The sequence below is a fragment of the Enterococcus sp. AZ020 genome (assembly GCF_050499205.1).
GTDB classification, from domain to species: domain Bacteria; phylum Bacillota; class Bacilli; order Lactobacillales; family Enterococcaceae; genus Enterococcus_L; species Enterococcus_L dunnyi.
The window spans coordinates 3,302,661-3,316,349 of sequence record NZ_JBIPAT010000001.1 but is presented as its reverse complement, the minus strand read 5'-3'; the positions used below and the strand labels follow the sequence as shown (position 1 = coordinate 3,316,349).

At 37.8% G+C, this 13,689-nt stretch carries 8 protein-coding genes and 1 other annotated feature; of the genes, 2 read left to right on the top strand and 6 right to left on the bottom strand.

The window, feature by feature from the left end:
* Positions 1 to 639, top strand: a complete 639-nt coding sequence (locus IGI58_RS15865) for an amino acid ABC transporter permease (protein WP_176372800.1) — start codon at positions 1 to 3, stop codon at positions 637 to 639.
* A gap of 127 nt (positions 640 to 766) precedes the next feature.
* On the opposite strand, the gene pheT is transcribed toward IGI58_RS15865, so the two are convergent.
* From pheT to lepB, 6 genes are all read right to left on the bottom strand, one after another.
* Positions 767 to 3,190: a phenylalanine--tRNA ligase subunit beta gene (gene pheT / locus IGI58_RS15860; protein WP_429952619.1), complete on the bottom strand. Its 2,424-nt coding sequence runs from the start codon at positions 3,188 to 3,190 to the stop codon at positions 767 to 769.
* A gap of 6 nt (positions 3,191 to 3,196) precedes the next feature.
* Positions 3,197 to 4,243, bottom strand: coding sequence for a phenylalanine--tRNA ligase subunit alpha (pheS, locus tag IGI58_RS15855; RefSeq protein WP_429952620.1), 1,047 nt, complete (start codon positions 4,241 to 4,243; stop codon positions 3,197 to 3,199).
* A 77-nt stretch (positions 4,244 to 4,320) separates the two neighbouring features.
* Positions 4,321 to 4,531, bottom strand: a binding site (T-box leader).
* 39 nt (positions 4,532 to 4,570) lie between these two features.
* A complete protein-coding gene (locus tag IGI58_RS15850; protein WP_429952621.1) occupies positions 4,571 to 4,915 on the bottom strand; it encodes a winged helix-turn-helix transcriptional regulator in 345 nt (114 codons plus the stop codon).
* Between the two features lie 59 nt (positions 4,916 to 4,974).
* The gene (gene addA, locus IGI58_RS15845; RefSeq protein WP_429952623.1) at positions 4,975 to 8,778 is read right to left on the bottom strand and encodes a helicase-exonuclease AddAB subunit AddA; all 3,804 of its coding nucleotides are present in this window, start codon (positions 8,776 to 8,778) and stop codon (positions 4,975 to 4,977) included.
* The gene (locus IGI58_RS15840) at positions 8,771 to 12,349 is read right to left on the bottom strand and encodes a PD-(D/E)XK nuclease family protein (protein WP_429952624.1); all 3,579 of its coding nucleotides are present in this window, start codon (positions 12,347 to 12,349) and stop codon (positions 8,771 to 8,773) included. The genes addA and IGI58_RS15840 overlap by 8 nt, the downstream gene beginning before the upstream one ends.
* Positions 12,350 to 12,486: 137 nt before the next feature.
* Positions 12,487 to 13,047: a signal peptidase I gene (lepB, locus tag IGI58_RS15835; protein WP_429952625.1), complete on the bottom strand. Its 561-nt coding sequence runs from the start codon at positions 13,045 to 13,047 to the stop codon at positions 12,487 to 12,489.
* Positions 13,048 to 13,236: 189 nt separating this feature from the next.
* Between lepB and IGI58_RS15830 the strand changes: the two genes are divergently transcribed.
* A complete protein-coding gene (locus tag IGI58_RS15830) occupies positions 13,237 to 13,581 on the top strand; it encodes a hypothetical protein (RefSeq protein WP_429952626.1) in 345 nt (114 codons plus the stop codon).
* Positions 13,582 to 13,689 lie beyond the last annotated feature (108 nt).

Below are 13,689 nucleotides of genomic sequence, written 5' to 3'. Positions count from 1 at the left end.
ATGAGTCAACTTTTGACGGGGAATAATTTGCGCTTTTTATTCGATGGATTGAAGCTCACTCTTTATATTTCTTTTATTTCGATCGTTTTAAGTACGATTTTTGGTACTATTTTAGCTGTACTTCGAAATCAGAAAAAAGGACCTTTAAAGTTTTTGGCCAGTCTCTACATCGAGATCGTCCGCAATATTCCTAATTTACTATGGATTTATGTAATATTTTTGATCTTCAAGATCAAATCAACGCCAGCTGGAATCGTCAGCTTCACTGTTTTCACTACAGCTGCTTTAGCTGAAATTATCCGCGGTGGCTTAAATGGTGTTGACAAAGGACAAAAAGAAGCGGCACGCTCGCAGGGATTCAGCAATTTTCAAATCATTTTGTATATCGTCTTACCTCAGGCGATTCGAAATGTCCTGCCGGCAATCGTATCTCAGTTCGTTACAGTGATCAAAGATACAAGTTTCTTGTATTCAGTTATTGCTTTGCAAGAATTGTTTGGCAAGTCTTATATTTTGATGGGACGCTATGCTCAGACAGAGCAGGTCTTTATGATATACGGTCTCGTTGCCTTGATGTATTTTGTTATTAACTTTTCTATTTCTCAGTTTTCAAGATGGTTGTCTCGAAACTGGGTCTAAAACAAAAATCACCTGAGTTCAATTAGTTGGTGCAAAATTACCGAAGAAGCTAATTTTTTTAGCATCTTTTATAGAAAAGGAGCCTCATACAAAACTAAAAAAGTTTTGTATGAGGCTCCTTTTTAACTTATCTAATGCTTACATCAAATTGTTCAACTAATGCTTTTTCCACTTTTGTTAGCGATTGGTTGATTTCTTCATCTACTAACGTTGCTTCTGAGTTAACAAATGTCAGGCTGTAAGCCATTGATTTTTTCCCGTCTGCAATGTTCGCGCCTTGATATACATCGAACAAATGAACAGATTGCAAGTATTTTCCAGCATTCATTGTAATTGTTTCAACTAATGCTTGATTTGTGACAGTTTCATCTACTAAAAGTGCAATATCCCTAGAAATCGCTGGGAATTTTGTAACTTGTTGGTAGACAAACGAATGTCCGCTTACTTCAACGATCGCTTGTAAGTTCAATTCCGCAACATAGGTTTCTGGAATATCGTATTCTTTTGCAATTGTTGGATGAACTTGTCCAACAAAGCCAATGACCTTCTCATCGATTTTTACTAACGCTGTTCTTCCTGGATGCATTTCAGCGTAGTCATTGACCGCTTCATACGTCACGACATCTTTTAGTCCGATCGAATCAAACATACCTTCTAAAATTCCTTTAACTGTATAAAAATCAACAGGTGTTTCTTTCGTTTGCCAATCTTTTATCATTTGATTTCCCGAAATAGCTACTGCTAAATGATTTTCTTCATAGGGTAATTCTTGAGCTTCATCTTCGTTTTTATAAAAAACTCGTCCGATTTCATATAAGCCAACATTTGAGTTCTTACGCGCCGTGTTATAAAGAACGTCATCCAATAAACCTGAAATCAGGTTCATTCTTAACGTAGAACGCTCCTCACTCATTGGCCATTGAAGTTTTGTTGCTTCGCTTGCTCTCATCATAAATTGACTAGATTTTTCTTCTGTTGTCAATGCATAGCTAATCGCTTCACTAAGTCCGCTGCCTTCCAATAGCCCTTTTATTTTACGGACTAGCTGTTGACTATCAGTTAAGCTTCCAGCAACTGTTTCTCCTTTTGGTAATGTCGAAGGTAAATTGTCATAGCCGTAAATTCTAGCCACTTCTTCGATCAAATCCGCTTCAATTGAAATATCCCAACGTCTTGGAGGTACAGTCACTGTATATTCTCCATTATTGAATGAATAGTTAAATCCTAATGCTTCAAAAATTTCGCTGATGATTGCTTCATCTAAAGTCGTTCCAAGATATTCATTGATACGATCGATCGTCACGCTAACGTTTACTTCCTCAAGAGTGACTTTTGAACCCACACTCTTTCCTGAAACAACAGTTCCGCCTGCAAGTTTTGCAATCATTGCAGCAGCCACATCTCCCGCTTCTCCAACCGTTGCTTGATTGATTCCTTTTTCAAAACGACTGGAAGATTCGCTGCGTAAATTGAATTCTTTGGATGTTCTGCGGATAGATAATGAATCAAACAAGGCAGACTCTAACGCTACAGTTGTTGTCCCATCTGTGATTTCTGAATCTGCTCCGCCCATAACACCAGCAAGAGCAACCGGAACGTCACCATTTGTGATAACGATATTCTCGCTTGATAGCTCTCTTTTTTCACCGTCTAAGGTGACTAGCTCTTCCCCTTTATTTGCTCTTCTAACAAGGATCTTCTTGCTATTTAATTTATCATAATCAAACGCATGTAATGGTTGACCAAAAAGCAATAAAATATAGTTCGTTACATCAACGACATTATTGATTGGACGGATTCCTTCATTCATTAAACGATTTTGCAGCCAGAGTGGACTTTCTGCAATTTTTACATCTTTGATGATTCTGATTTGATACGCTGGTGCATCTTTTGTATCCATTACTTCAACATCAATGTAATCAGAGGCTGTTTCGCTCATATCTTCCATCAAGGGTTCGTCATTGAAAGAAGGTGTCTGACGATAAATCGCGCCAACTTCATAAGCTACACCGCGCATACTCAGCGCATCAGCACGATTTGGTGTAATCGATAATTCGATGATATGATCATCCATATCTAAATAAGGAAACACATCTGTCCCATTCACAGCCTCATCAGGCAGATAATAAATTCCATCCGAATAAGCTTTAGGAATAACATTATCTGAATAACCCAATTCTTGAAGAGAACAAATCATTCCATTTGAAACCTCTCCACGCATTTTTCCTTTTTTGATTTTTTGATTTCCTGTAATACGAGAACCAGGCAGAGCCACGATCACTTTGATCCCAGCTTTAACATTTGGCGCACCGCAGACGATCTGAGACAATTCTTCTTCGCCGATGTCCACTTGGCAAATCGATAAATGATCTGAATTGGGATGAGGAATGCATTCTTTGACCTCGCCCACAACAATTTTTTTCAATCCATCTTCAGGTACTTCCACACCTTCGACTTCGATCCCTGTCACAGACATTTTATCAGATACTTCTTTAGCAGAAATTTTAGAAAGATCTAAATACTCACTTAACCATTTATAAGAAACTAACATTGTCGACTACTCCTTTACCTTGAACTGATTTAAGAAACGTAAATCATTTTGATAGAAATTCCGAATATCATTGACACCATAACGCAGCATAGCAACCCTATCAGGACCTAAGCCAAAGGCAAAGCCTGTATATTCAGTTGGATCGATGCCGGACATTTTCAGTACATCAGGATGGACCATACCTGCACCTAAAATTTCGATCCAGCCAGTATGTTTACACACATTACAGCCTGCTCCGCCACATTTGAAGCAGCTGACATCCACTTCAACAGACGGTTCTGTAAACGGGAAATAGCTTGGACGCAGACGAATGCTGCGATCTTCACCAAACATTTTTTTCATCACCACTTCTAGCGTTCCTTTAAGATCACCCATTGTAACATTTTTATCGATTACTAAACCTTCTATTTGATGGAATTGATGACTATGAGTCGCATCATCTGTATCTCTACGGAAAACTTTCCCAGGAGAGATCATGCGAAGTGCACCTTTAGAAAAATCGTGTTTTTCCATTGTACGTGCTTGAACTGGAGAAGTATGTGTGCGGATCAATGTTTCATCTGTAATGTAAAACGTATCCTGCATATCACGCGCCGGATGGTCTTTCGGTAAATTCATCCGTTCAAAATTGTAATGATCTGACTCGACTTCATATCCCTCAACAACTTGATAGCCCATGCCGACAAAAATATCTTCGATTTCTTCCATTACTTGAGATAAGACATGGCGTGTGCCATGAGTCATTTGTTTTCCTGAAAGTGTAACGTCAATCGTTTCTTGCTCTAATGCAGCATTCAAAGCTGATTGTTCCAAAATTTCTTTACGTTTTTCCAGTGCTTCTGTCAATAAATCTCGGATTTCATTTGCAAAACTCCCCACGATCGGACGTTCTTCTGCAGATAAATCTTTCATGCCTCTCAACACTTCTGTGATGGGCCCTTTTTTCCCTAATGTTTCTACTCTGATTTGATTTAGTGCATTAAGGTCATCCACTTGCTGGATCTTAGTCAATGTTTCATCTCTTAATGCTTCTAACTGAGCTTTCAATGTCATTTTTTTCTATCCCTTTCTTTTGTTTAATGTTCACATTTTCATCTATCGGTAAAACAAAAAACGATAGCCCGCTCCTAATAAGGAACGAGCTATCGTGTTACCATCCTACTTCATGACAAATAGTCATGCACTCAATTTTAATAACGGCTTTCACCGGCCTGCTTTTATGGAGCAGACAAACTCCGGAAGTGAACTTCATTTTTCGATAACGTAATCTGCTTTCAGTCTATGACAGATTTTCCCTTGAACGTACCAGTGAAAACTACTCTTTTCCATCGACATTTTTTTATTCAATTGAGTATAGTTTACAAGAAGTTTGGTGTTTGGTCAACTGCATTCTTCAGCAGTGACCCATTTTTCTGCCCATTCTTGAATTTTTTCCATCGCTTGCTGCAGATCCTTACCTTTATTTGTAAGGAAATATTCTAAGCGACTGCTTTCGTCACAACGAACAGCTTTTGCAACAACACCTTCTGCTTCAAGCTCTTTTAGTCTTTCGACTAACACGCGATCACTTAATTCAGGAATCTTTTGGCGCAGTTCACCAAATCGTTGAGGGCCATTTTCTAATAGCACGTCAATGATCAAACCATTCCATTTCTTTCCTAGAATCGCAAAGGCCTTTTCAAACTTGGGGCATAGTGCAAATTCAGTTGTTTTTACTTGCTCCATTTTCCTCACCTCGTGAACTGAGTATAGCACACAACTTACAATTTGTAAGTACATCTGCTTCAATTCTTATTGATTTCTTCAATTATTTCTTCTTTGTCTAGATCAATGATGATCCCGGCAGACAGCAAGACCAGAAGCACTTGTCTTACTGGTTTATTCGTTGCTTCTACCAATGCTTTTTTATAAAGATTCAATTGTCCTTTATAGCGTTGAATGATTTTTGACACTTCAGCGGGATTTTTATGATCTTTTACATAATCCGTTTTATAATCGTATAAAATACAGGACTCTTCTTGTTCGATATACCCATCGATCATCCCGTGAATCAAAAGATCATCTTCTGTTTCTCGTGGATAATCCTTGATCAGCTCTTCTGCTTTTAACAACATAGAAAATGGTTGTTCACGAACGACGTTTTCAGGCTCAGCTAACAATTGCTTTCCTAAACTCGTCTGATAAAACGCCAGGATTTGTTCAATATTGATTTCCCTTGCTACATTTTCCTGAATGATTTTTGTTTTCACAAGTTCATTCTTTAGTCGTTCAATTGTTTCTTTTGTCGGTTGTTGCTTCAAGTCTAAAAGCTGCAATAAATAGTGTGTTGCCGTACCGATTTCCATTGAAGTAGCCCGCTGGATTTTTTCAATAAATCTCGGTTTTCCTAGCTCTCCCTCAGTCATTCGATGAACGATCAATGGGGTCGGCTGAAAGGTGTTTTTATCGCTTACTTCGATTTTTGCGATTTCTTTATTATCAGGATCTTCAAAAACACGCTTGATTTCCGAAACAGATTGATAATTGGTCGTTTTTGTTGATAATTGGTATGGGTAATGATAATCCAACCGAAGAAGAGCTTGCTTTATCCTATTTGGATCAACGGTTTGATCTATTTGAGCGTTCTCGACAGCTGTATTGGTAAATTGAAGAGCAGCAAATTGTTCTTGAATCTCTTTTTCAGTCATAAATGAAAGAGTAAAATCAGCCGTATGTGTTGTGATTCCCGCTACTTTTTCGGTCACAAATTCGGTTTGAAACTTCGCCATGCTTTGATGACGGATCAGACTCATCCCTACCCAATTCATCAAGCTGCTTTTTCCCTGAAGACGATTTTCACTAGGCAGCACTTTTGTTGTAACATCCCCGACTTTCAGCCATTCTTTCCAAAGTGCAGCCTGATCATTGTAAGAACCGACCAAATAAAGTTTTTGCTCAGCTCGGGTCAATGCAACATAAAGCTTACGCATTTCTTCTGATAATAATTTTTTCAATTTTGCTTGCTTGATTGCTAAAAACGGCAATGTATCATACAGCATCCGCTCTGTCTGATCAAGATAACGAATTCCTACACCTAACCGATCATCAAAGATATACCGTTCATTTAAATCTCCTAAATTGAATTCTTTAGTCATATCTAAAATAAAGACGATCGGAAACTCAAGCCCTTTACTAGCATGGATCGTCATGACACGAACAGCATTTTCCTCACTCAAAATGACAGGTTCAGCTAAATCTTTGTCCTTCTCCTGCATTTTTTCAATAAATCGTACAAATTGAAATAACCCGCGAAAACTTGTTTGTTCATATGCCGCAGCACGATCGACCAGCGCATACAAATTTGCTTGACGCTGTTTGCCAGCAGGCAGTCCGCCAACATAATCTAAATAAGCAGTATCTTGATAGATCATCCAAATCAAAGAAGCTAGTTGATTACGTCTTGCCATTTCCCGCCATTTTGTCAATTTTTCTGCAAATTCCATTGTTTTCAGTTGTATTTCCTGTTGCTCTTTGGTCAACTCTACTTTTTGGTTGAATGCTAAAAAAGCATCATAATACATACTTTTTTTCGCAGCTAGACGAATTTCGACTAAATCATTTTCCCTCAAACCAACAATCGGCGAACGTAATACTGCAGCGAGTGGGATGTCTTGATATGGATTATCAATGATCTGTAGAAGAGAAACCATCGTTTGTACTTCTGTTGCTTGAAAATAATTCTGTGCATCATTCACTTGAATTGGAATTCCTGCTGTTTTAAAAATCTCTAAGATCGTCAAATTATTTTTCTTCGTCGGCGTCAGCAGCACAATATCTTTGTATGTTACAGGGCGATTGGTTTTATTTGCTTTATCATAGATCATGAATTTTTGATCCACTAATTCTCTGATTTTCAAAGCAGTCATGTGCAGTTCGCCCTCTGTTTTGTCTTCTAAAACCAGCTGGCTCTCATCTATTATTGACACTTCTTCAGTTTTAGCAGCTTTTTTTTCATAAATCAATAGTTCTGTATCATAATTTTCAGCTTCTTCAAATTGATCAAAACCATGAACCAATCGCGCTGCTTCATCATAGGCAATTTGGCCAACTCGTTCATCCATCAGCTGTTCAAAAACTAAGTTCGTAAAGTCTAGTACATTCTTTCTCGAACGGAAGTTTTCTGCTAAAACAATTCTTTTTCCGTCTTTATTTTGTCCATATTGGTTATACTTCTCAATGAACAACGTAGGATCTGCTAAACGAAAGGAATAGATCGACTGCTTCACGTCACCCACCATGAATAAATTCCCCTCTGAAGCATCTGGTCGTCTCAGCCAGTAAAGAATCGTTTCCTGCAGCCGGTTGATATCTTGATATTCATCGACGAGTACTTCATCAAATTTATCCCGATAATAAGTGGATGCTTCTGTGGCATGCCAGCCATCCGCATCTTTTTTTGCCAAAATAGCTAAGGTAAAATGTTCCAGATCGTTAAAATCAACCAAGCCTTTGGCTAATTTTTGTCTACCATACGCCTCGATAAAAGCTTGACCGACTCGTGCCATTTCCTCAACAACAGGGAAGGCCTGAGCCATGACCTCTTTCATTTTCTGCGGAGATAAAGTAAACAAATCGTCAATAACTGTAGTGATCGCTTTTTTGTTTTGCTCACGTAATCCCTTTGCTTGACTGGCAATTTCTTTTAATTCCTCAACTCTGACTGTTGGATATCGTTCAAACGTCACTGTTTTTGAAACTTCAAAACCAGCTTCTAGATCATCGTCTGCTAACAGACTGCTGAATGTCTCTACAAACTCCTTTTCATTTCGAGCAAGTACAGCGATTTTTTCAAGTTTTTCTTCCCCTTCAGTCAACTGTATCATTTCCTCATAACGTTCCACACAGCGCATTAAAGTTTCCATCACTTGGGGCTTTATAAACTCTTGGAATAAGATCGAATCTCCCAGTTTACCATCTGCTCGATAGCTATCCGCCAAATGAGTAAGCCATTGTTTAGGATCAGGATTTGCTTTAGCAAATTCATAAAGTGAAAATACCAAACGTGTTAGCCCTTCGTCGCTTCGATCGTTAGAAAAATTCCCTGTCAATTGGTAGAAGGGTTCGCGGTTTTCTGCATAAAATGTTTCTCTTAACTCATCCCAAACATCTTCTTTCAACAAAAGCATTTCTGTTTCATCCGTTAACAGTCGAAACACAGGATCCATATCGATCAAATAGTAAAACCGACGAATCACCGTCAAACAAAACGCATGTAACGTACTGATATTAGCGGTAGGAAGCAATGTCAATTGACGAATAAAATGTTGTTTCTTTTCAGCATCACTTTCATTGGTAATTGCTTTTTGCAAGGCAACTTGAATTCGTTCTTTCATTTCTTTTGCGGCAGCTTCAGTATAAGTAACGATCAGTAATCGATCAATATCGGTCCCACTTTTTAGTTTTTCGATCACACGGCGAACAAGGACGGTCGTTTTTCCAGAACCCGCAGATGCAGAAACCAAAATGTTTTCATCCCCGTCAAATACTGCTTGCCACTGATTGTCCGTAAAAAGTTCATTCTCTGGACGTAAAGGAATCTCCTTACTCATCACTTCGTCCTCCTTCCTGTTCATCAAGTATCAATCGTTCCATTACTTCTTTTTTGGATAATGTTTCAATTCGGTTGTAGTTATTTTCTTTTAGCATCACATCAAAATTACAGACGCTTCTAAATGGACAGAATTTACAAGCAATTCTTTCTTTGCCTTGATAGGCAGGGTTCAATTCGATTTCACCACTTGTGATCTTATTTCCAGCCTCGATAAATTTACTGCGGTTATGGGTCAATAATGCATCTAACTCAGGTTCCGTTACAAATTTATCTTCCTGACGACGGCCAGGTTTGATCAGCTCTTTAGCGGATTCTTCGATCGGATAAAGTAAAGAACTCTTTTTTGGTTCCAAACTTTTATCTAAATTTTCTAATAGAACCGGATCATTTAGTAATAAACCATCAAATTGAAATTTCTTCAGTAGTTGCTGCTCTTTTTTATCTTCAACCTCGTATGGAAGAATCGGGTTATGGACATGAAGATACAAAGATCCCGCCGGCTTAGCCGTTTGACCTACCAAGCTTACCGCATCCATCAACGCAACGTCTAGATACGTCAGCATCTGCATAGCTAATCCATAATACGCTTCTGTGATGTTGAACTTTTTATGACTGGATTTATAATCTACAACACCTAAATAAAGAGCATCTGGTGTAACTAATTGATCCAATCGGTCGATTTTCCCGCGTACACTGATATTTCCGCCATTTTTAAGAGGTAGTTCTAGTCCCTTGATACCTTTTTGACTTGCTAGCTGCCCAAATAAAATTTCTGTTTGGACTGTGCTCATTCCACTCCGTTCACTTTGACGCTTCAATGCCCAGCTGACTTTTTTGATCGTTTGACCGAGCTGATAGCGAATATAATTCATTCGGCTTGAAGAATCTAAAATCGAAAATTTGATTTCGCCAAAAACAGAATTCAAAATTTTCTCTGTAAACTCGTTGACTTCCTTGTCTGTCAAATCAGTCAATTGTTTCTTTTCCATGATCAATAATTTGAAAAACTGATCAAGTGCTTCATGGAAAAAATCACCTGTAGCTGCTGGAGATAGTCCAAATACGTCCCGTTCCTTTAAGCCTAAACCAAAGCGAGAGAAATATTGATACTGACAACGGTAAAAGCTTTCCATTCTCGAAACAGAAGTATAGATCTGCTTACTATATAAATTTTGCGCCAGCTGTTCCTGTAGATTTTCAGGAACATTTTTGTGGGCTAAACTTTCAAAGACATGCTGCGCCAACAGACTTTGCTCTTTTTTCATCAACACTTTTTCTAAACGATCCCAAAATGTTAAATAAGGTGCTTGCGTTTCCTTTTTCTGCCGTTTTAGATTGGTTAAATCACTGATCAATGTCCGATAAGTCCCAATATGCGCTAAGCTTTCCTGCTCATCATCTGAAATCAGCAATGCTCTCTTTTCTATGATAGACAGATTTAAATCTTTTTGGATATTCAATAAATAAGGAGACATTTTAACGTCTTTGACTGTATCTTTTACACTAGGATATGTTAGATATAAACGTTCTCTAGCCGAACTAAGCATGATATAAGCAATAAATGGCTCTTTAGCGATACTTTTTCTTGTATCGTTTAGCAAATATTGACCTTCACCAAGACGTTCACTCATAAATTGTCGTTCTTCATCTGAAAGCAATGTTTTATTTTCGATTTTTTGCGGTAAGACTTGATCAGTCAAGCCAATAACAAAAACAACTTTTGCTTGACCTGGACGCGCTAAATCAATGGCTCTTACCTGAACTTGGTCAATAGCTGTAGGTACCTTATTATAACGTAATCCTTCTAGACCGCTTGAAAAAATCGTTTCAAATGTGGATAGGTCAAACGAATCTCCACCATAGATCGTCACGTATTCATCCATCAAAGTCATCAAAGCTTCCCAAGTTTGTTCATGGTTTCTAGCTGCTTCAAGCTCTCCATTAGCAACTGCTTGATTTCGCCACATGATCAATTGCTTTTCAACGCCGCTGTGCACTAAAAAACGATAAAAGCAATCTGCAGCTTCAATCCCTGTTTTTGCTTTTTGAATGGCTTTAAAAAAAGCAGGAATGGTTTGCTGGATCATTTTACGAACGACATTTGAATCCTGTTCAATTTGTTCAGTATCATCTTGTTGATCTGATTCAAAATCGTAACGGATAAAACGCCAGTCTTTATTTTGTTCCCAATGATACCCTTCATAACCATAAGCAAGCACAACATTCTCAGTCACATCGATTTTCCTGCGCCATTCATCTCGTTGTTGTTGCCATTCTTCACTGGAAATCTCATCTTCAATAGGAAAGAATAATTCTGTTCGCAAGAATCGTAAAACATCACGATATCTGTAGCGATAAGCATTTATTGCGAATAAGGATTGAATAAATTCAACCAACGGATGCTGCTCCATCGCCATATCTCGATCCAAATAAATTGGAATATCGTTGAGTGAAAAAAGTGGTTCAAGAAGTGTCTCATAGCTATCCAGATCACGAGTCAATACTTGAATATCTTTATAACGATAGCCTTCTTCCACAACTAATCTTCTAATTTCTTTAGCAATATGATCGATTTCTTCTTTTGGCGTTTCTGCCTGCCATATCTGTAGATGGTCATTTTTGATACTTGTTTTACTTTTCTTGATTGTTTTCTCTTGCGAATCGATCCAGTAATCGCCAAGAGCTTGAAGATCTACTTCTGTGATCAATGGCTTATCATGTTCGACGATATCTGGCAAAACAGCGATATTTGATTTTCTAGCCAATTGATATAGCTGCTGATACGTCGTTCCCGTTTCATAAAATAAATCCATTGATGACGGTATTTCTACGGCATATTTTTTATCGACGACCATAGATATCTTTACTTCTCCACTTTGTCGCAATAAAACCTCGATCAGTTTTAATTCTCTCGCAGAAAAATGATGATACCCTGTGATCACAAACAAAACATGTTTAAGCTCTTTCGTTTCCAGATATTCCGCCAAATAATTGATGATCTCAGCTGACTTGATGCCATAATGACTCATAGTCTCCTCAAATCGTGAAAAGATCAATTGAATATCTTGAATCTTTAATTGTAGATCCTGTTCTTTCCCGCCTAGTTTAGTTTCTTTTAGAAAATCAGAGAGTTGCTGGATTTCAATATTCCCCTCTTTCATCTCTTGATAGAGTTCAAATAACTGTTGAATAAAGCCAGCTTTGTTGATTTCTCCACGAAAAACACTCAGTTCTTCTTCACTTTCAGACAATATCTTCCTAAACACCATAGCCGCTCCAGCTTCTGACAACACTTCTGAGCTATAATATTGTGTATTTTGAAGATAATACCAAGCTAAGCGGTAAAAACTGAACACTTGTAGACGCATTGTCGCAATCGAATCATTCGATTGGTTTTTGAGTGTTTGAATTCGTTTCAATGTATTGATTTCTTGTTCAAATTTCATATGATTGGGTACTAGATAAAAAACTTCATTTCTTTTGTCCTTTGAAAGCCAGTCCAATGAAGCTTGTATCAATTCTTCTTCCAAATCCATATCAGCTGTTCCACGTACAAATTGCAGACTCATTTTGTCACATCCTTTTTAGCTGTTGATTCTTTTTATAGTGTAGCACATAATCTTTATGACTATCATAGACAATATCTAACAAAAAAAGCCTCTTAATTAAAAGAGAGCTTTCTGTTTTTTTAGTAAGTGCAACGTATCTACTGCTCAACTTTTGAAAGAGTTCCAAAACGACTGAACGGCCATAACACAAATTTAACATCACCAGAAATATCCTTTTCGTTGATGAAACCGATCATTCTTCCATCTTTAGAATTTCTTCGATTGTCTCCCATCACGAAATATTCGCCCGCTGGAACTTTGTCCTTACCTGTGACTTCTTTCAAGGTAAAATCAAAGGTAAATGGCATTCCATCTGTCAGTTCACCTTTAAATTCATCCAAGTAAGGCTCTTTTGTTTCTTTACCATTGATATATAACACATCGTCTTTATACTCGATAGAATCTCCTGGAAGTCCGATCACTCGCTTGATATAGCTTTTTTTAGGTTCATCCGGCGCTGGAAATGTCACAATGTCATACCGTTTGATCTCAGTATTTTTCAGCGCGATCACTCGTTCACCATCAGCTAATGTCGGGTCCATCGAATGCCCTTTGACAACCACCGGGGTGAAGACAAATTGTCTTAATAAAAATAGGATCAGCGCAAAAGCTGCAAAATATAATACTGTATGTAATAGCTCTTTTGATTTCAATTTCATTCCTCCAAAAACTTGCTTTCTATAGTTTACCACAAAGGAGCAAATTCCTACACAATTCTTTCCTTTTTATGCAAATTATATTAATCCTTCTTAAGAAAAACGCAATTGTTCGCTAGAAACAGATGACGATAGCGTTAACATTTGATACACTAGTACTTGTCAATAATGGATAAAGGAGGTTGAATCAATATGTTTATCTCATTCGGTATGTTTATTGCTTTGATCATAGCAACGATCATCATGATTTTATTGATCATTTATTTAACTTTTACAAGTGGAAAAGGTCAAACGAATAAACACGACAATCAAATCAAAGCTGAAAAAGAAGCCAAGGCTCGTCTAGCTCAACATAATCCAGAGCAGACAGACACTCTTCATTCAACAATGAATACTAGTGACCTTCCAAAAGAAACACAACACGACTTTCAGCAAAACACCTATTCACAACACGAGGTAGATAATGTAGATGCCCCCGTAGAAGACGATGACTATCTTCACGTCCTGCCTTATCCCAAAGATGATGAATATAAATAACAACTAGCTAAAAATCGATCAATAAAAAAAGCTCTGTTATGCTGACACATAACGGAGCAACCAAACAGAATTTCTCTTAGCAAAAATATTATATCACAAAGTGAGGAA

Coding starts and splice junctions, on each gene's coding strand:
- IGI58_RS15865 (WP_176372800.1), top strand. CDS start 1: ATGAGTCAACTTTTGACGGGGAATAATTTGCGCTTTTTATTCGATGGA.
- pheT (WP_429952619.1), bottom strand. CDS start 3,190: ATGTTAGTTTCTTATAAATGGTTAAGTGAGTATTTAGATCTTTCTAAA.
- lepB (WP_429952625.1), bottom strand. CDS start 13,047: ATGAAATTGAAATCAAAAGAGCTATTACATACAGTATTATATTTTGCA.
- IGI58_RS15840 (WP_429952624.1), bottom strand. CDS start 12,349: ATGAGTCTGCAATTTGTACGTGGAACAGCTGATATGGATTTGGAAGAA.
- addA (WP_429952623.1), bottom strand. CDS start 8,778: ATGAGTAAGGAGATTCCTTTACGTCCAGAGAATGAACTTTTTACGGAC.
- IGI58_RS15830 (WP_429952626.1), top strand. CDS start 13,237: ATGTTTATCTCATTCGGTATGTTTATTGCTTTGATCATAGCAACGATC.
- IGI58_RS15850 (WP_429952621.1), bottom strand. CDS start 4,915: ATGGAGCAAGTAAAAACAACTGAATTTGCACTATGCCCCAAGTTTGAA.
- pheS (WP_429952620.1), bottom strand. CDS start 4,243: ATGACATTGAAAGCTCAGTTAGAAGCATTAAGAGATGAAACATTGACT.